This window comes from Dellaglioa algida DSM 15638, from assembly GCF_001434695.1.
Lineage (GTDB): Bacteria > Bacillota > Bacilli > Lactobacillales > Lactobacillaceae > Dellaglioa > Dellaglioa algida.
Map to the genome: position 1 here is coordinate 24993 of NZ_AZDI01000004.1, position 18735 is coordinate 43727.

The window sequence follows — 18735 nt, forward strand, 5'->3', positions numbered from 1 at the left end:
ATGTTAAAGTCTAGATATGCCAGCAGTAATAGCGTTTACATGACTATTGCAAGTGTTTTTTTTAGTTTAATTTTCTTTTTTATATTTTTCGAAAGCATACAAGCTAGTCCTAAATCAGGTGGTGCCTATGAGACACCTGATCAATATCCATTGGGTGTGGCAACGGGCGTTAACAGCGTTGCCGGTGGTTCCATTACATTTAATGCCGATCAAGTTAAATCATTACAAGGTCAGTACTTTGCAAAAGATTTTAAATCTACCGGCTATGGTGAAGCTGTTATTCAGAATTATTCGGCTAAAAACTTAAGTGATTCTGACACTGATACCTTCGATAAAATGAACCCTTCAATGGTTTCTGATACCGTTTCAGGTGGTCTGCTGCGCATGTACTCAAATGCGCAGAGTTTTCATTATTCAAAAACAAAAAATCTATCTTTTTTTATTGAACATCCACCAACAGATGCTGATTTGCTAAAATCATTAGGTTCTTGGGATACCGCTGGTGTCGCTCGTTTCCATGAAGTCGAGGACAAAACTGACACATTAGCTAATTTTCCCGCGATGAAAAAAAATAGTATCACTTCATTTGACGATATTTCTAAAAATCTTCGTAACGTTAGTGATTACTATGCCGATTTTACATCAACAACTGTTGCAAAAGATACGCATGAAGTCAGTGGTAAAAATGCCCTGTATAATGACGCAATCAATTCAGTAGCTATCAACACGGATCATACGATTACTAATTCAAACAATAATGGTGGTTCAGGCGTCATTCAAATTAACATTGATATGAATAAGAAAACAACAAAGCAAGGGGTCGTTGTTGTAGATATTAACGGTGATCTTAACCAGTTCCAAGCGGCTAAAGAGCTCTCCGTTAACTTATTGAATTTCACTTCAGGTACAACTAAAATGCCTTATATTATTCTAAATTATAAAAATTTTACTTCGTTCAACTTTACAAATGAAGCTTGGATGCGCGTTGCCGGCTATGCGCCTTTAAACGGTGATGCAACATACATCACGGATGATTCTGACAGTCATATTTTTAAAGGTCAAAATACAACTGGTACGAATGCTAAAGGCGTCAATCTTTTAACCAAGGATACAACCATAAAAGTTGGTTCTAAAACAATTAAGACACTGTTTAATACGTCTTCTCATTTGCTCCATAATTTCAATACAGAGAATACGACCTTATCGTTTGGTACCAATACAAGTCAGAACTTTGTAGGTTCTGTTTTAGCGCCAAATGCTGATATCGCCATTGATGCTACCCAGTCAGGAAGTGGTAGTCCGCTTACCGGTAACCTCATGTCGGGACAAGATATTACTGGTAATATGTCAGTTGACGATGAAGTTGCTAGTGATGCCGGGTTTAATACTGACGATTTTGATGTCGCTAATACCAAAGATGATCCGGCCGGTTTCTTGAAAAATAGTGATACGAATACCTCTAAACCGACAATTTTATCGGCAACGGTTTCTGGTAATAACGCCTTTATTCCGGGATCAACTAAGACATTGAACGCATCAATCAATAATACGTCGGCGACTGTTAAACAAGATAATGCCAATCTTGGTGCTGACGCTTCAACTATTCAAACGTCAGAAAAAACGTACACGACGACTTTAAATGTGAATCCAAATGACACTTCTTACTATTTATGGTATCGGTTAAACGATGGTAGGTGGCAAAAATATGCTAAAAATTATAAGGATTCTAGCTCCCTTACAGAAGCCAATCAAACCTTCACGAGTGGTGAAAATACGATTGATTTTAATTCAGGAAATGCAATTACCGCTTTAGAAAATCAATATCAAGATAAGAAACATCAGTACGATCGTACAGCTTACTCCGACAAGAAAACTTATGCTATGGATTCTAATACATCAGCCGGTGGTAGTGATCAGATCGATGAAGGCTACCAATTAATCGGTTACCACCTCTACCATAAAAATAAAATTTCTTATCTGGTTACGGCTACAAATGATGATTCAATTAATAAAATTTTAGGGTCATCAAATCCAACTATCTCGGATGCGGATTTAACCGAAAAAGATACAGATTATACACCTATTTCTTATATTTTAAACGTAACTGGGAATTTGTTAGTCACTTACCCTAAAAACTTTGATTTCGGTACCTATAAGTTAGGTGAAAACAAAAAAACATTATCCGCTTCCGGAACCCTAGCTATCGATAACCCGTTCAAAGTCAATTGGGACTTAAGTGTTAATACCAATGATTCGTCGATTAATGACACCCTGAACCCACTCTTCAAAAAGGATCGTTTATCATGGTATAAACAAGTTCAGACGAGTAAAGACGGCGAAACACTTACCTTCGAACAAAAACCGGCAACTTCAAACAAAATTGATTTTAGTAATTCTAATAAAACAATCTTTGATTTACCATCGTCAAGTCTTGGCGACTCATCAAATTCTGTTATTAACAAATCGCATTACTATGCTCAACTAACATTAGATTTTGCCACTTCAATTTTTGATACCGTGGGTACCTATAATTATGATTCACTTTGGGCCATTTCTCCAACCAACAATAGCGGTATTGTTATTGAGTAAATAAATTTAAAAGGGTCATAAGGCTAGATTTTACCTAGCTTTATGACCCTTTTTTTGCAATATAATCTATTAACTATTTTTTACGGCGCTCTCGATATCTGTCTCGCCGTCATGCATGGTAATTACTTTACCAATCGTATTATCATTTGCCACAATTGAAACCAAAACGTCCGCAACATTTCCAAGTGAATTATCGCTTGCCTGGCCATCATTTAACGTTACTTTACCTGTGCTAGATTCCTTTGTCAGAGCACCAGGTTGAAGAATCGTGTAGTCCAACTGTGTATTTTTCATTAACCAGTTGTCCGCATAAAATTTAGCCGTCATATAATTTCTAATTGATGAAGATGCCACTTTTTCTCGGTCTAATGAGTAGATGGTGCTCAGCATTATAAAACGTTTTACATGAGCCGTTTCCGCTGCTTCCATCGTTTTAACCGCGCCATCCAAGTCAATCTTCATTAAATCTTTACCGCCCGAACCGGCAACAAATAAAACAACATCAACAGCTTGCATATTCTTAACTAACTTATCCACGCTATCCAATAAATCAACGTAGACATAAGTAATGTTATCCCGATCTAAATTATCCGTATGCCTTGAACCCGCCAATACCTGATAACCTTTTTCGGACAATTTATTCGTCACTTTTTGGCCAATTCGACCATTTGATCCAATGACTAATACTCTTTTTTGTTCTGCCATTATTCAGACACCCCTTTTATTCTCTTTGTTTAAAGTCTACCTCTTTACTAGGCGAAATGGTACGACTTACACTTATAAATTCATATAAAAAAACAACCATTTTACAATGGCTGTTCTACTTATTAATAATTAATTTAATTTAAATTCTGTTACTGTTTTGTATGTGTCACCCGCGCGTAAGACGATGTCGCCAAATTCTGGGAATCGTTCAGAACCAGGTGCTGCTTGTGTTTCAAAAGTAATTGCTGCATGATTTGCAAGCTTTTTACCATGCATTATTGGTGTATCATCACCAAAGTTTGCTGTGAACATAACCAAGCTAGTTGCATCTGTTGAAACTGAAACTGAAACTTCTTTATCTGCACTGACTAACTTAGCAGATTCTTTACCAACCATGGGATTGTTCAGGAAGAAGGGATGATCAATTCCGTTAACTTGATTCTTCTGCGCAAAATCACTGCTGAAAACTTCACGTAGCGTCTTAGCTTGACGGAAATCATAAGGTGTTCCGTCAACAGCCATTTTTTCACCAGTTGGGATTGAATTTGGTTGGAGAGGCGCAAAATAATCGCTATCCACTTGTAAGGAATTATCATCAATTGTTTCTGTTACATCCCCCATCACGTTAAAGTACACGTGGTTTGTTGGATTGTACAAGGTATCCTTATCCGTTTTGGCAGTTGTTTCAAGGTGCCAAATATTGTCATTATTAAACGTATAAGTAACGTCAATTGACATGTTTCCTGGGAAACCATGTTCGCCTTCTGGGCTGTCTAAATGAAAAATAACTGATGATTCATTTTGGCCTTCGACGATTTTATAAGCCCATTTTTTTGTATCAAACCCGGGAGTACCACCATGCAAAGTATTCGTGCCTTCATTAATTTGAACTTGGTAACTCTGATCATCAATGTTGAATTTACCATCTTTAATCCGTCCAGCAACACGACCAATTGAAGCACCAATAAAACTGTCTTTTTGTAAGTATTCACTTGCTGAATCAAATCCAAGTACAATCTCACGTTTCCCAGTGCTAACTGGTACTTTTAAACTAACAATTCGTGCCCCTAAATCCGTAAGTGATAATTCAAACCCATTATCATTCGTAATCGTAATCAGACTATAGTCGTTTCCAAAATCTTTCGTTGTAATTTGCATGCCTATTCCCCTCCGGTAACTGTTTTTATTTATTCTTGTTAATCTTAGTCTATTTTAATCATTTATTCAAGAAAGCGTTTACTTTTATTGTAAAAAAATAATTACTCATTCTAAATCGAGTAACCATTTTAACTATCTATTTAGATTTAACATACGTTTCACCGTCAGCAGCCGGCGCATAAAATTTCCCGATAAACAGTGCCAGAACGACAATTGTGATTAAGTACGGTGCCATTTGAAACCATACATCATCAATTTTTGAAATAACTGGGATATAAGCGCCGATAATTGCTAAACTTTGAGAAATCCCAAAGAAGATAGCAGCTGCAACCACTTTAAGCGGGTGCCATTTACCGAATATCATCGCTGCCAGTGCCATAAATCCTTGGCCCGCAATCGTTGATACGCTAAAGTTCAGTGAGATTGATTGCGACATAATGCCTCCACCAATTCCGCCCAAAAATCCTGAAATTAAAACACCTGAATATCGCATCAAGTATACGTTAATACCCAATGTGTCTGCAGCCTGAGGGTTTTCACCAACAGATCTCAGTCTGAGACCAAACTTCGTCTTGATTAATATCCACCAACTAATGAATCCAATCAAAATACCAAGATAAGCCAGCAATGACGTTCTCGTAAAAAATATCTCCCCAACTACAGGAATTTTTGACAGGATAGGGAACGTAAACGTTGATAAACTCTGGTCAAGCACGGGCGTTTGCCCCTTACCATCGTAGAATATTTTCGTCAAAAAGACACAAAGTGCTGGAGCCAACATATTTAACACAGTTCCACTAACAATGTGGTCCGCACGAAAATTGACCGTTGCCAATGCATGTAAAACTGAAAAAAGAAGTCCAAATCCACCAGCAACTAGCAATCCAATCCAAGGTGTCACAGCACCTAAAGCTGGTCCATAAGTTAGATTAAATACTGCACCGGAAAAGGCACCAACAATCATAATTCCTTCTAATCCGACGTTGACGATCCCACCTCTTTCAGAAAAAGTACCACCAAGCGCCGCAAAAATTAACGGCGCTGAGTAGATTAAAGCTGTAGAAACCATTGTCATCAATATCGTTATGACTGACATTAGCCTTCCCCCTTCTTCTTCGACAATTTTTCTAGTCCTATTTTAATTACATAATTAATACCAACAAAGAAAATAATTGTCGCAATAACGATGTCGACAATTTCGGGTGGTGTCGTTGAAACAACCGAGATGCTTAATCCACCAATTTTTAATATTGAAAAAAGTAAACCAGAAAAAATAATTCCAATTGGATTTCCGCTAGCCAATAGTGAAACGGCCATTCCGTTGAACCCAATATCTGGTAAGGAAGTCATCACATAAATATTTTCGTAATTACCAAGTCCTTCTACCGCACCACCAAGCCCTGCTAAAGCTCCAGAAACAACCATAGCACTTATAATTACCTTTTTTACGTTCATCCCAGCATAATTAGCTGCCTTATCATTCAATCCGACCGCACGATATTCATAGCCCACTTTAGTCCGTTGAATTAAAAAATACACCACGATTACCATTATTAACGAAATTATAATTCCGTAATTAAAAGTTGAGTTCTGCGTAAGATGTTCTAAAAATGGTGTTCTCAAACGAGCGCCCTCCGGAATCGTTTTTGAAAAATCACTTTGGTCCTGCGCTAAGAAATTCTTAACCAGAAAACTACTTAGATACAACGCAATATAATTCAACATAATCGTAGTAATAACTTCACTTGTTCCAAGGTAAGCCTTTAAAACGCCGGCAATTCCGGCCCAGATCCCACCGGCAAGCGCACCGGCCATAATTGACCCCAATAACAATAACCAGTGAGGGAGGCTACTAAAATTAAGCGCAAAACTAACAGACGCCATCCATCCCATTAACGCTTGACCGGCACCACCAATATTAAAAAAACCGGCGGTACTGGCAATTGAAAATCCAAGCGCAGTTAAGATTAACGGTGTTAATTCACGAAGTGTTTCGCCAATTGCATTAGCGTCGCCTAAGGCTCCGGTAAATAAACTCGCATAATTTAAAAATGGGTCATACCCAAAAATAGCCATGACAATTGCACCGACCACCAATCCGGCAAGGACGGATGTCAACGGAACTAACACTTTAAATAGTTTTGAAGAATTTGGCATACTGTATTCCCTCCTATCCTTTAGTGAGTTGGTATGGGTTGACCAGCCATCATAAATCCTAGTTCTTGTTTTGTCACGTCCCCAGTTTTAACGATTCCCATAATCTTTCCCTGATGGATAACCGCGATACGGTCAGATAATCTTAACAATTCATCTAACTCAAAACTCACTAGCAAAATAGCTTTTTCATTTTCTCGTTGTTTTAAAATTTGTTTGTGAACATACTCAATTGCGCCTACATCCAACCCACGCATAGGATTAGCCGCTATAAGTAAATCAGGATTTCGACTTATCTCCCGAGTAATAATCACTTTTTGCTGATTGCCTCCGGATAACGAACCAACTGGTTCCAAAATTGAATCAGCCCGAATATCAAAGTCTGACATCAATTTTTGACCGTCACGATGTATTTTAGATTTATTTAACAACCCTTTAGACTGGTTCTTTGACAGATAATAATCCTGCAGAATCAGGTTGTCTGAAACAGACATTGGTAAAATAAGGCCCACATTTTGACGATCTTCGGGAATGTTGCTAATGCCAGCTTGCGTCGTTTTACGTGGCTTAAATTTTGTGATATCTCTATCATTTAACATAATATTTCCACTAGAAACCTTACGTAAACCAGAAATTGCCTCCATTAATTCGGATTGTCCGTTGCCATCAACACCGGCAATACCTAGAATTTCGCCCGTCGCAATCTTAAAACTAACGTCATTAACTGAGGGCACTGCTTTACTCGCTTGGACAACAAGACGTTTAAGTTCCAAAACCGTTCTCATTTGATTTGTCGGTACTTTTTCAGCGGCAAAGCTAATCTGCCGACCAACCATCATTTCGGCCATCATATATGTTGATGTTTCAGAAACTTTAACCGTCCCAATCACTTTACCGGCACGGACAACGATACAAGTATCCGCAATTTCTTTGATTTCGCTCAGTTTATGAGTAATTAAAAAAATGGCTTTACCTTCTGAAGCGAGACGCTTAATAATAACCAATAGGCTCTCAATTTCTTGCGGTGTCAGTGCCGCCGTTGGTTCATCAAATATCAGAATTTCTGCATCTCGATACAAGGTCTTCATAATTTCAGTTCGCTGTTGCATACCAACTGAAATATCGGATACTTTTTTATCTAGATCTAGTTGTAAATGATACTTTTCGGCTAGATCGGTAATTGTTTTTCTTGTGCCCATACGATCAATCATGCCATATTTCGTTTTTTCATCACCTAAAATGATATTTTCAAGAACGGTAAAATCATCTATCAGCATAAAATGCTGATGCACCATGCCGATGCCCTGTTGTGTCGCCTGACGTGGACTGGCCAAGCTGACGACTTTATTCTTAATTAATATCTCACCCGAAGATGGCTTCTTAAGGCCTGATAACAAGCTCATCAAGGTAGATTTACCCGCACCATTTTCACCTAGAAGGGCCACAATCTCACCTTTTTTTATGGTTAATGAAATATCATCATTCGCAACAAAGTTTCCAAAACGTTTGGTTATATGTTTCATTTCTACCATCGTCTCTGCCAAACTAATCCCACCCATCTTTTCGTTTACAAAACGAAATCTGCAAAGCACCTTTAATGGCAACTCTCCAGATTTCTTGTTAGATTATCTAAATTCTAGTTATTCTATTAGTTGGCTTTAGCACTAACCGAGATATCCCCGTTAATAATCTTTTCTTTATAAGCATTGACCTGCTTCTCAGCACTTTCCGACATATTATCGTTAACTAAAGATACCCCTTTGTCCTTAAGGTCATATTCAATTGTCTTTCCACCTGGGAAATTACCTTTAAGTGCTTTGTTTGATAAATCTTGAACAGCAATTCCAACTTCTTTAACAGCTGAAGCCAAAGTTACGTTACCACCATTGTATTTACCATCTGCTTTTTGGTCACGATCAACACCGATAACCCAGACTTTTTTACCGTCTTTAGCTAAACCCTTAGCCGAAGTGAAAACACCATTACCAGTTCCACCAGCAGCTTGGTAAATAACATCTTCTTGGTTGCTATACATTGCGTCTGCCAGTGACTTACCTAAATCGGCCTTAGAAAACGATCCGGCATATTTAACATCGACACTAATGTTTTTATTAACTGCCTTAACACCCTGTGTGAACCCAGCTTGGAATCCTTCAACAATATCGCTCTTAACACCACCAATGAATCCAACTTTGTTTGTTTTAGTTGTTTCAGCTGCCGCAACACCGGCCAAGAATGATGATTGTTCAGCCTTAAACATAACTGATGCCACATTTTTTTGATTTGGAATAACAGAATCAACGATTACAAAGTTAACATCTGAATATTGTTTAGACGCATCCGCAATATTCTTTTGAACCTGATAGCCAATCCCTAAAACTGTTTTATATTTTGCTTTGATTAATTTATTAATGTTCGGTGTAAAGTCCGATGGCGATGTTGATTGCGCATAATCGTATCCACCAACACCTTTAGAGAATTTATTTTCTTTCCCCCATGCTTTCAAACCTTCCCACGCTGATTGATTAAATGATTTATCGTCAATACCACCGCCATCAGTTACCAATGCGACTGAATTCTTAGTTGTTTTACCCGCTGATGATTTTGCTTGAGAACCACAGCCTGCCAATGTTAAAACGAGTCCTAATGATAAAAGTGAGCCAAAGATAATTTTACGAGTTTTCATTTAAATACCCCTTTAAACTTATTTTGTTGATTTCATCATATCACAATATATACGAATGTAAACATAAATATATTATTTATAGTTCGTCTTTTTAAGATTATGGTTATTAATTTTAGATTCACAAATGCATATACGTTTAATAACCGAATTATACATTGATTTATCGTTTGACTATTAGTATACTTAAATTATTAATCACATAAGGGGGGATTATCACTTGGATGTCTACTTTAATCATGACGGCGGCGTGGGTGTGATTGGTGCCGATTCTTATGTAGAACCCGCTGTGAGTGCAAGTCAAAAAATCATTTCTAGGTTTGGTCATAAACGACATGAAGCACTGACCGTTAGCCAATCTGACAGTCGTGGGAAGAATCCTTTCCCCATTAAGTGGCGGATGGACGCTTTCTCTATTGATGCATTACCGATACTAAATGAATATTCAAATCAAATAAAAATATCCAATAATAACGCAGTTGATGATTTAATCAATAAATTATCGGCCGCTGATAATCCCGTTACCTTGTTATTTACAGGTCCGTTGACCGATCTAGCACGTGCCATTCAGAAAGTCCCAAGCATTACAGAACATATCGACCAGTTACTTTGGATGGGTGGTTCTTTTGGCGAGACAGGAAATGTTGATGAACCTAGTCATGATGGCTCAGCTGAATGGAATGTCTTTTGGGACCCTGAAGCATTTAAAACCGTTTTACACACAACATTTCCTATTCGCTTGGTCAGTTTAGAGAGTACCATTCAAGTCCCTTTAACATCAGAAGTCAGAACAAACTGGGCGCTCGATCGCCAATATCCTGCAATAGATTTTATCGGACAAGGTTACGCACTTGTACCACCCTTGGTCCACCTGCCAAATAACTCAACCTACTATCTATGGGACGTTTTAACAACTTGCAGTTTAATTGATCCCAGTTTAGTTGACGTAACAACAATTAAAGCAGATGTTGTCACAACCGGTATGAGCCAGGGTAAAACGTTTATTACCTCTAATGGCCGTGATTTGTCACTTGTTAGTTCAGTTATAAATCCCGACCTTTTCTTTAAAACTATTACTAATCTAGCCAAATCAGCCCCAAACAAACCAGAAATTAAAGGAGTTCAACCATGACAAAAAAACGTGTTTATCTTGCCGGACCTTTCTTCAGCCCAGGCCAAAAAGAACGCTTAGATTTAGTAGCTAACCTTCTCAGTAAAAATCCAACCATTGATGCTGACTCAATCCACTTACCGGGAAATGTTCAATATCCCGATGCAGAATTTGGTACATTTGAATGGCAAACGGCCACTTTTCAAAATGATATCCGCCAAATTGATCAAGCCGATATTGTGGTTGCAGTCATTGATTACCAACTCGAAGAAAACAATAACGAAGCTGATTCTGGTACTGTTTGGGAATGTGGTTACGCCGCAGCAAACCGTAAACCAGTCATTTTAGTTCGTCAAAACAAAGGTATCCCTTTAAATCTAATGTTGGCCGGAAGCTATACGGCAATGTTCGATGGTTTAGAAGATATGCAAAATTTAACAACCTACGACTTTAAAATTTTACAAAATAAATATGTGAATCTATCAATTTTTTAGCACAATTGACCAAAAAACACCTCAAAATTTTTGAGGTGTTTTTTATTTAAATTTTTTCTATAATGCTACCCTTTCCTACTCTTTAACCATGAATACTACTCTTCCCTACTCTTTGACGTAAATTCGTAACATTTTTTGTTTCACGTGAAACAAAAAACCCCGAAGTCATATGACTTCGGGGTTCAAGTTTATCCAAATTAATTATTTTGGTCTAATCAACTTGTACTTCTCACCTATATTAGCATACTCCGGTCCGGCAAGCCTCGCTACCGGATTAAGCTTTTTTGCATCAATATACATTTTATCCTGGTCCAAAATATCATCCTCAATATGAAAATAGACCACTTCAAGAATAAACAAATCAGAAATAATCTCGCCATCATCCATGATAGGCACATGTTGGTTCAACACCACTTCAAAACGGGCCTTAACACCCGCAACACCAGGTACAGAAACTAGGTTACTAGTTACCGTTTCTAATCCAAGTTCGGAAACTTCGCTCTCGTCTGATCCAAAACTTGCTGCACTTTGATTAACCAGTTCCATTAATTCTCGAGTTGGCAATTGAACAACAGCTTGTTTCGTTTTAACTATATTAGCGGCGGTATGTTTCATGACGCCATCTTTACGACGATTAATTGAAATCGACATCAATGGCAATTTATCCGAAACAACGCTGAAAAAACTAAACGGAGCTAAATTAATTAGCCCCGCCTCGTTTGCACTAGTAACCCATGCTATTGGTCTTGGAATCAACGTTCCAGACATCAATTTATACTGATTTTTTGTTGATAATTCGTTACTATTAAATGAAATCATTTAGTCTTTATTCCTCAATTTTTAGTCTATTTGTTGCGACTAACCACTGCTCAGCATCTCTTAACTCTGATTCTGAAATTTGATGTGATTGTTCAGCTTCAAAACTTGTAAAATCAATATCAGCTTGTTGACAGAAATTCTTCAACTCACCAAAGTTTGATTTTGAGACAATGGGATCCAAAAATCCATGGGATCCCCAAATTTTGATATCACTTAAATCAATATCCGTTTTAACATCAGACGATAATACCATCGGATGTAGTAACACGGCCGTTTTAAACTTGGCCTGACCAGTTAATAATGAATAATAAGCAACGTTAGCGCCATTCGAATAGCCTAACACAATTAATTGTGCCGGGTCAAACGCGTACTCTACCGCCAACTCATCAATTACCGTCATTAACCATCTTGTTTCTACGGCCAAACTGTCCAAATCAAATCCACCATCTGGTAGATGGGCGAAATAACGTGTCAAATCATTCTCGACCAATCGCCCACGAATACCAATTTTAGGACTATCTGGTGCTAAAAAATCCGCAATTGATAGCAAGTCAGACTCTGTGCCACCTGTCCCATGTAACATCAGGACCGTAGCGTTGCCTGGCTTACCTGGTTTATAAGACGTAATCGCTTCTGTCATATTTACATCTTCTTATCTGAATTGAAATTAACCAAATGTGCTTCAATATCTGCACGTTGGTCTTCTAAAAATGGTGGTAATTCCAAATGAATACCTGCTTCTTCATACGTTTCATCTTGCAAGAATCCAGGACCATCTGTTGCGATTTCAAATAGCACACCTTCACCGGGACGGAAGTACTCTGATTTGAAGTAGAAACGATCTACGAAACCTGAATCACTAAGACCGGCACTTTGAATCCGTTCAATCCAGTACGCAAGTGATTCTTCGTCTTCAGTTCTAAAGGCAATATGATGAACTGTTCCGTAAGCTTGAATTTCATTTGGTAAAACGCGACTCTCTTCAATAATAACTTGAGCGCCGTGTCCACCTTCGTTCAATTCGTATAACGTGCGTTGGTCTTCAGTTGCAATTTTATCGAAGCCCATCAATTCCGTTAACACAATATCCATGCGTTCTGGGTAATCCACTGTAATAATAGTTGTTCCTAATCCACTAATTGCAAACATTTTAGGGATTGGGCTATATAAATAAGGTGTTCCGGCTTCTACGCCATGGTTACGTTCGTCTGAAATTAATTGATATTGTTCATGATCAAAATCATAGAAATTCATTGTTCTGCTACCAAAGTTTGTTTGAATTTCATCATGTTCGATATCATTATCATGGAATCGTTCTGCCCAGAAATCTAAGGCATCATCACTAGGAACTCGGAATCCGATTCTTGAAATACCATTTTTTCCTTTTGTACCTTGGAATAAACCGGGAAAATCAAAGAATGTAATATCCGTTCCTGCTGATCCCATATCATCTGTAAAGTATAAATGATACGTTCTAACGTCATCTTGGTTAACTGTTTTTTTAATTAAATGTAATCCTAAAATTTCCGTCATAAAACGGAACATTTTTGGTGAACTCGAAGTAATGGCTGTAATATGGTGTAATCCTAATAATTTTGTATTCATAATTGATGCCCCCAATTTATTTGATGAATTTAAAATATCACACTTACTAAAAGTAAGCAAGTTATTTATCCTAATTTCATTATAATTGATGCAACGTTTTAATCATAACAAAAGCGCTTACAGTTTTAGATTAATTTTCTATGCTATAAATGAACCTGCTAATTGTGTCACAAATGTTTGGATTTGTTTTGGCAACTCATCCCTTGAAACAAGATAAAATTCGCGTTGATATTGTTTTGATAATGTCTTGACCGGAATCTCTGGGTAATCGGTTAATGCTGTCTGCGACACAATTGACTGCCCTATTCCTTGTCTAAGTAGCTGAACAATTAACGAATTACTTTTAACCGTCATAAAGTGATCTAAGGTTAGATTATTTGCCTTTAGATAATTGATTGAATAATGATAGACGCCAGAGCCCTGCTCCCTTAGTAACCACGGTTCCGTTGCATCCCCCGCCCAAACTAATTGATCCGTTGTTAACGACTGTCGTTTTATCTTTTTTTCCGTTAGCGGTTGTTCAATAAATCCAAAATCTAATTTATGTTGTTTTAATTGTTCCATAATTTGTGACGAATTAAGCACACTGACTTCCAATTCCAACGGTTTCATAAATTCTTTATTTTTACGTAATAAATCAGGCAGCAAATACGCCGCGGTCGTGTGTGAAGCCGCAATTTTACAAGAAATTTTCTGATTGCTATTTTGATGTTTTAGCGCAAACAAGTCTTGTTGCCATAAATCTAATAATTGCTGGGTTTGTTGATAAAGCAAGATGGCGCTCTCAGTAGGCACAATCTGTTGTCGCCCGTTTCTTTCAAACAACATGACGCCTAGCGTCTCTTCGAGTTGCTTAACTTGAACTGAGATCGTGGGTTGAGACAGGAATAATAGTTGCGCACTGGTGGTAAAGTTTCTAGTTTCATATACTGATTTAAAAATTTCTAAGTTTTTAAACATACCAATCACTTCCATTCATTTTATTAATAGTTATTATTATAAATATTTATTTTATTAATCAAAATAAATCCGCTATAGTTAAGATACTATTTAGGAGGATGAACAACTTGAAAAAAATAATTAACTTACTACCTGGTTTTATTGTATCGTTAATAATTGGCCTAGCCAGTTATTTTATCGCTAAACTTTGGTTACCAATGCTTGGTGGTGCAACGATTGCTTTATTTATTGGTATTATTTTAGGCAACACTATTTTAAAACAGCCATCATTAACAGCCGGAACTAAGTTTTCTGAGAAAAGATTACTAGAATATTCCGTGCTTTTACTCGGCGCAACCATCACCTTCCAAAGTATCAAAGAAATTGGTTTAAATGGTCTCCTGTTCTCCTGTTTACAAATGAGTATCACAATTATATTTGCTATTTGGTTGGGTAAGAAACTGGCTTTTGGCGAAGGCACCTATTTATTGATGGCCGGTGGTAACGCCGTCTGTGGATCTTCTGCTATTGGTGCAATTGCGCCAGTTATCGATGCTGATAATGAAGAAACAGGTATCTCAATTACATTAGTTAATCTTATGGGAACCATTTTAATGTTAACTTTACCCATTATTGGAACGCTACTCTGGGGTGGTAATGACGTATTCAGAGGTGTTTTAATTGGTGGAACTGTTCAATCTGTTGGTCAGGTAGTTGCCAGTGCAACTATGTTGAATCAACATGTTATTGTGACTGCCACATTATTCAAAATCCTCAGAATCATTTGCTTAGTTTTCGTTATTAGTATTTTCGGTTATCTACACCATAAAAATCAACCTGCTCAACAAGCATCCCAAGTGACAACAAAAAAATCAACCTTAGTTCCTTGGTACGTCATTGGATTCTTAACACTCTGCGTCCTTAACAGTTTACACTTTTTACCCGCTCCAATTGGTGGGTTCGCACATTTCTTAAGCACTTGGTGTGAAATTATTGCTCTAGCCGCTATTGGCCTTCGTTTGAATTTACAATCACTATTCAGCCAAGGAAAACGTTTATTACTTTACGCTGGTGGCATTATGCTCGTTCAAGTTTTATTAGCAATTGGTTTAATTACGCTATTATTTTAAAAAAATGACCCTATGATTTTGACATATTTTCATGCCAAGTCATGGGGTCATTTTTTGTTAACTTATAATTTAAAGATACGCTCTTGCCGATCAAAACTCTGGTCAGCGAACCATCCCTCCAATAAGGTTAATTGTTGTCGTTCAAAGATAAGTTCATCGTGTTTAGCCAAGCATTTAATGACCTGTCCCGTCGTTTCACGGGTGGTCCCACTAACTAGGGCCAGCTCTTTAATTGTGACGCGATATGGGATAATAACGTGCTTTTGGGTGAAATCAGCACCCAACTGTTCCGCCAAAATATTAATGGCTTGTACAATTCGATTATGGGCGCTTGATGTTACCATTCTTTGAACTTGGTTCTCTGTAGCACTTAAAATTGTCGACATCTCTGTGATTGCTCGCGTGGCCATCAGAATATTTTGCTTTAATATCCGTTCAACTAGAGCCATTGGGAAATAAACGATTTGAATATCCGTCATTGCTCTAGCCAAGTATGGGTAGTTTTTATCACTTAATAATCCGCGATACGGAAATCCCAAGTCATTTTTGATATATGAATAGAAGCCAAAATCACCGTCGATATCAAATCGTTCAACCCGTATTACGCCTTCAATCAAAAAGTAAAACCGAGTGCGTTGATCCGTTTCATCAAAAAGAACTTGGCCTTTTTGAAACGACTTGATACTCATATTGTTCATTAGTAAATTCGCTTCTTCATCGGTTAACGTTTCGAAATCCGATAATTGTCTCAAATACTGCATATATTGGGGTATTGCTTCACTTTTCTGTCCCATTTTGATCCCCTCCACTAACGACTAACTGACTCAAACTCTCTCCATCACTATTTTAACATGGATATCTATTGGCCACAATTAACTACCCTATCTTATGGACTATCCGTCCTAAGAGTACAAAAGGATTATTAACCTTTCACAATAACTGTTCCAGCGTCGTTATCTAATAACTGGCTAATGTTTTCTAGAGATGTGACAATTGCGCGACCGTTTTGACTAGCTTCAACGAATTCAATTGCAGCTTCAATCTTAGGTAACATACTTCCTTTAGCAAATTGATTTTCTTTAATATATGCTTTCAATTGAGAAACGGTTACTTCTTCTAATTTTTCTTGGTTAGGTTTGTTGAAGTTAACGTATACATTGTCAACGCTTGTTAAAATAATGAGTAAATCAGCGTTTACTAATTCAGCTAATTTTTCTGAAGCAAAATCTTTATCAATAACTGCTTCTACACCGTGCAATTTGCCATTTTCTTCAACAACGGGGACGCCACCACCACCAACAGAAATTGAAATAACATCATTTTCTGTTAAACGATCAATTGTTTTATATTCTTTGATACCTGTTGGACGTGGTGAAGGAACGACACGACGCCAACCACGACCGGCATCTTCGACAAAGGTCATCTCTTCATGAGCAGCCATTTCTGCCTTGGCCGCTTCTTCCGTAAAGAAAGGTCCAACTGGTTTTGTTGGGTTACTAAAGGCGTCATCATTTTGATCAACAATAACTTGTGTCACAATAGTTGCAACCTCTTTATCAATCCCTTTTTCAGCCAGCGCATTATCTAATGCGTTTTGCATCCAGTAACCGATACTTCCTTGTGTCATTGCAACACAAGTATCTAATGGTAAAGCTGGATTCTTTTCAGAAACTGCAGCCGCTTGTTGTAATAATAAATTCCCAACTTGTGGCCCATTACCATGTGAAATAATTAATTTATCACCTTTTTCAACGAATTTAACTAAATATTCAGCAGTTTCACGTAATGCCTGTTGTTGTGCCTCAGCGCTAGCATCCTTTGATAAAATAGCATTTCCACCTAAAGCAATAACAATTTTTCTTGACATAATAATCGACTCCTCTTTTTTATTTTTTAAACAACCATTCTTCCTGACGCAATTAACCATATTCCGACACAAGCGCCGATAACAATAACAATCGTCATACCAATTTCACCTTTTGATAAAAACTTCTCACCCTGTGCCTGTCTGGCTTTTCCGTAAAAGTAAATTCCTGGGATATAAGCAATTAAGCAGAGTAATAAGTAACTAACACCGGCCATGATAATACCGGAAATTTGGAATAATAAAGCAATTAAGCCAAATGTTAATTGCGCTTTGTTCCCCTTCTCATCAATGTGTTGAATTGAATATTTAACTTGATACATTGCTACTAAGATATAACAAACAATAATTGCAGCCGTACATAATGAATAGGCAAAGTTATATGCTTTATCTGTAAATAAAAGCGTGAATAGGAATAGTTGAATTAATCCTGCCGTTAAGACTAAAGCAAAAGTTGGGGCTTTTTTATCGTTAACTTTACCGAAGTAAGCGGGTAACAACTTGCTTCTTGTCATAAGTAACATCGTTTCTGCTGGAAGCATTGTCCATGACAACCATGAACCTAAAATTGAAATAATTAACCCAATTCCGATAAGATAGCCACCAAATGGGCCAATCATTTCAACAGCGATATAAAGCATTGCTGGTTGATGAATTGAAGCTAATTGTGCTTGCGTTAAAATACCGTAAGGTAACATTGAGGCCAACACATAAATAGTCAATAAACTGATTAGTCCGATAATTGTTGCTTTACCGGCATCAGATTTTTTTTCTGCACGAGAAGATAACATTGAAGCCCCTTCAATACCAACAAAGACCCACATCATCACCATCATACATTTTTTAATTTGTAAGGCGACATCGCCTGCGGCAAAGTTATGGCTCATTGTGCCCCAGAAATTAGCTGAAAAAACATCGATCTTGAATAAGAATATAGCAACAACAATAAAGACAAAAATTGGAATTAATTTGCAGACTGTAACAATTGCATTAATCGCAGCGGCGCCTTCAATACCACGGTTAACGAAGAAAGTTAACGCCCAGCAAAGGATACTTGCAATTAAAATTGAAGGGAGATTTTGACCCGATTTAAAGATAGGGAAGAAGTAGCCAACCGCACTCATTAGGATCGTAGCGAATGCCACGTTTCCTAACCAAGCAGACAACCAGTAACCCCAACCACTAATGAACCCAGCAAATGGGCCAAATCCTTTTTCAGCGTACGTAAAGATCCCTTCTAATTCTGGTTCTTTGTTCAACAGGTTATTTAATGAGAGTGATAACATTAAAATACCCACTCCGACAATGACCCAACCAATTAACGCAGGACCCGGTGCAGATGCATTGGCCAAATCAGACGTTAATCCGAAGACCCCACCACCGATAGAAGAACTGATAACTAGCGCAACAAGCGCCATCAAACTAATTTTTTTAACTGTATTTTTTTCTTCCATAATTCAACTGCCTACTTTCTTTATTAAAAA

Annotated in this window: 17 protein-coding genes; 4 read left to right on the plus strand and 13 right to left on the minus strand. The window is 37.6% G+C overall.

The genetic code is table 11. The features are described 5' to 3' along the window. On the plus strand, window positions 1–2589 hold the full coding sequence (locus FC66_RS03985; RefSeq protein ID WP_057974098.1) for a hypothetical protein: 2589 nt from the start codon (window positions 1–3) through the stop codon (window positions 2587–2589). A gap of 69 nt (window positions 2590–2658) precedes the next feature. Here FC66_RS03985 and FC66_RS03990 read toward each other — a convergent pair whose 3' ends face one another. The 6 genes from FC66_RS03990 to FC66_RS04015 all read right to left on the minus strand — a co-directional run bounded on the left by FC66_RS03990 (window position 2659) and on the right by FC66_RS04015 (window position 9292). Next, window positions 2659–3294, minus strand: coding sequence for an SDR family oxidoreductase (locus tag FC66_RS03990; protein ID WP_057974099.1), 636 nt, complete (start codon window positions 3292–3294; stop codon window positions 2659–2661). A 129-nt stretch (window positions 3295–3423) separates the two neighbouring features. Continuing rightward, window positions 3424–4452: a galactose-1-epimerase gene (locus FC66_RS03995; RefSeq protein ID WP_057974100.1), complete on the minus strand. Its 1029-nt coding sequence runs from the start codon at window positions 4450–4452 to the stop codon at window positions 3424–3426. 136 nt (window positions 4453–4588) lie between these two features. Further along, window positions 4589–5548: an ABC transporter permease gene (locus FC66_RS04000; RefSeq protein WP_057974101.1), complete on the minus strand. Its 960-nt coding sequence runs from the start codon at window positions 5546–5548 to the stop codon at window positions 4589–4591. Beyond that, entirely contained in the window at window positions 5548–6609 is a 1062-nt protein-coding gene (locus FC66_RS04005; protein WP_057974102.1) for an ABC transporter permease, read from the minus strand. Before FC66_RS04005 ends, FC66_RS04000 begins: the two co-directional genes overlap by 1 nt. 20 nt (window positions 6610–6629) lie before the next feature. Further along, window positions 6630–8150 (minus strand): ABC transporter ATP-binding protein, encoded by a 1521-nt coding sequence (locus FC66_RS04010; protein WP_057974103.1) that lies wholly within the window; start codon window positions 8148–8150, stop codon window positions 6630–6632. Between the two features lie 104 nt (window positions 8151–8254). Beyond that, window positions 8255–9292: a BMP family lipoprotein gene (locus FC66_RS04015; protein WP_057974104.1), complete on the minus strand. Its 1038-nt coding sequence runs from the start codon at window positions 9290–9292 to the stop codon at window positions 8255–8257. Window positions 9293–9509: 217 nt separating this feature from the next. Here FC66_RS04015 and FC66_RS04020 point away from each other — a divergent pair, with 217 nt between their 5' ends. Together FC66_RS04020 and FC66_RS04025 are read left to right on the plus strand one after the other, a co-directional pair. Beyond that, window positions 9510–10421 carry a nucleoside hydrolase gene (locus tag FC66_RS04020; RefSeq protein WP_057974105.1) on the plus strand — a complete coding sequence of 304 codons (912 nt, stop codon included), beginning with the start codon at window positions 9510–9512 and terminating at the stop codon, window positions 10419–10421. After that, window positions 10418–10894 carry a nucleoside 2-deoxyribosyltransferase gene (locus FC66_RS04025; RefSeq protein ID WP_057974106.1) on the plus strand — a complete coding sequence of 159 codons (477 nt, stop codon included), beginning with the start codon at window positions 10418–10420 and terminating at the stop codon, window positions 10892–10894. Before FC66_RS04020 ends, FC66_RS04025 begins: the two co-directional genes overlap by 4 nt. Before the next feature lie 201 nt (window positions 10895–11095). Here the strand turns inward: FC66_RS04025 and FC66_RS04030 are convergent, their stop codons facing one another. The 4 genes from FC66_RS04030 to FC66_RS04045 form a co-directional block, all read right to left on the minus strand. After that, a complete protein-coding gene (locus FC66_RS04030) occupies window positions 11096–11713 on the minus strand; it encodes a flavin reductase family protein (RefSeq protein WP_057974107.1) in 618 nt (205 codons plus the stop codon). Window positions 11714–11720: 7 nt separating this feature from the next. Further along, window positions 11721–12353, minus strand: a complete 633-nt coding sequence (locus FC66_RS04035; protein WP_057974108.1) for an alpha/beta hydrolase — start codon at window positions 12351–12353, stop codon at window positions 11721–11723. A 2-nt stretch (window positions 12354–12355) separates the two neighbouring features. After that, window positions 12356–13318 carry a ring-cleaving dioxygenase gene (locus tag FC66_RS04040; RefSeq protein ID WP_057974109.1) on the minus strand — a complete coding sequence of 321 codons (963 nt, stop codon included), beginning with the start codon at window positions 13316–13318 and terminating at the stop codon, window positions 12356–12358. Window positions 13319–13456: 138 nt separating this feature from the next. Continuing rightward, entirely contained in the window at window positions 13457–14278 is an 822-nt protein-coding gene (locus FC66_RS04045) for a LysR family transcriptional regulator (protein ID WP_057974110.1), read from the minus strand. Window positions 14279–14376: 98 nt separating this feature from the next. Here FC66_RS04045 and FC66_RS04050 point away from each other — a divergent pair, with 98 nt between their 5' ends. Beyond that, window positions 14377–15387, plus strand: coding sequence for a YeiH family protein (locus FC66_RS04050; protein ID WP_057974111.1), 1011 nt, complete (start codon window positions 14377–14379; stop codon window positions 15385–15387). Between the two features lie 62 nt (window positions 15388–15449). On the opposite strand, the gene FC66_RS04055 is transcribed toward FC66_RS04050, so the two are convergent. The 3 genes from FC66_RS04055 to arcD form a co-directional block, all read right to left on the minus strand. Continuing rightward, the gene (locus tag FC66_RS04055) at window positions 15450–16181 is read right to left on the minus strand and encodes a Crp/Fnr family transcriptional regulator (protein ID WP_057974112.1); all 732 of its coding nucleotides are present in this window, start codon (window positions 16179–16181) and stop codon (window positions 15450–15452) included. A 128-nt stretch (window positions 16182–16309) separates the two neighbouring features. Beyond that, entirely contained in the window at window positions 16310–17257 is a 948-nt protein-coding gene (gene arcC / locus FC66_RS04060; RefSeq protein ID WP_157051992.1) for a carbamate kinase, read from the minus strand. A 23-nt stretch (window positions 17258–17280) separates the two neighbouring features. After that, window positions 17281–18705 carry an arginine-ornithine antiporter gene (gene arcD / locus FC66_RS04065; RefSeq protein WP_057974114.1) on the minus strand — a complete coding sequence of 475 codons (1425 nt, stop codon included), beginning with the start codon at window positions 18703–18705 and terminating at the stop codon, window positions 17281–17283. Window positions 18706–18735 lie beyond the last annotated feature (30 nt).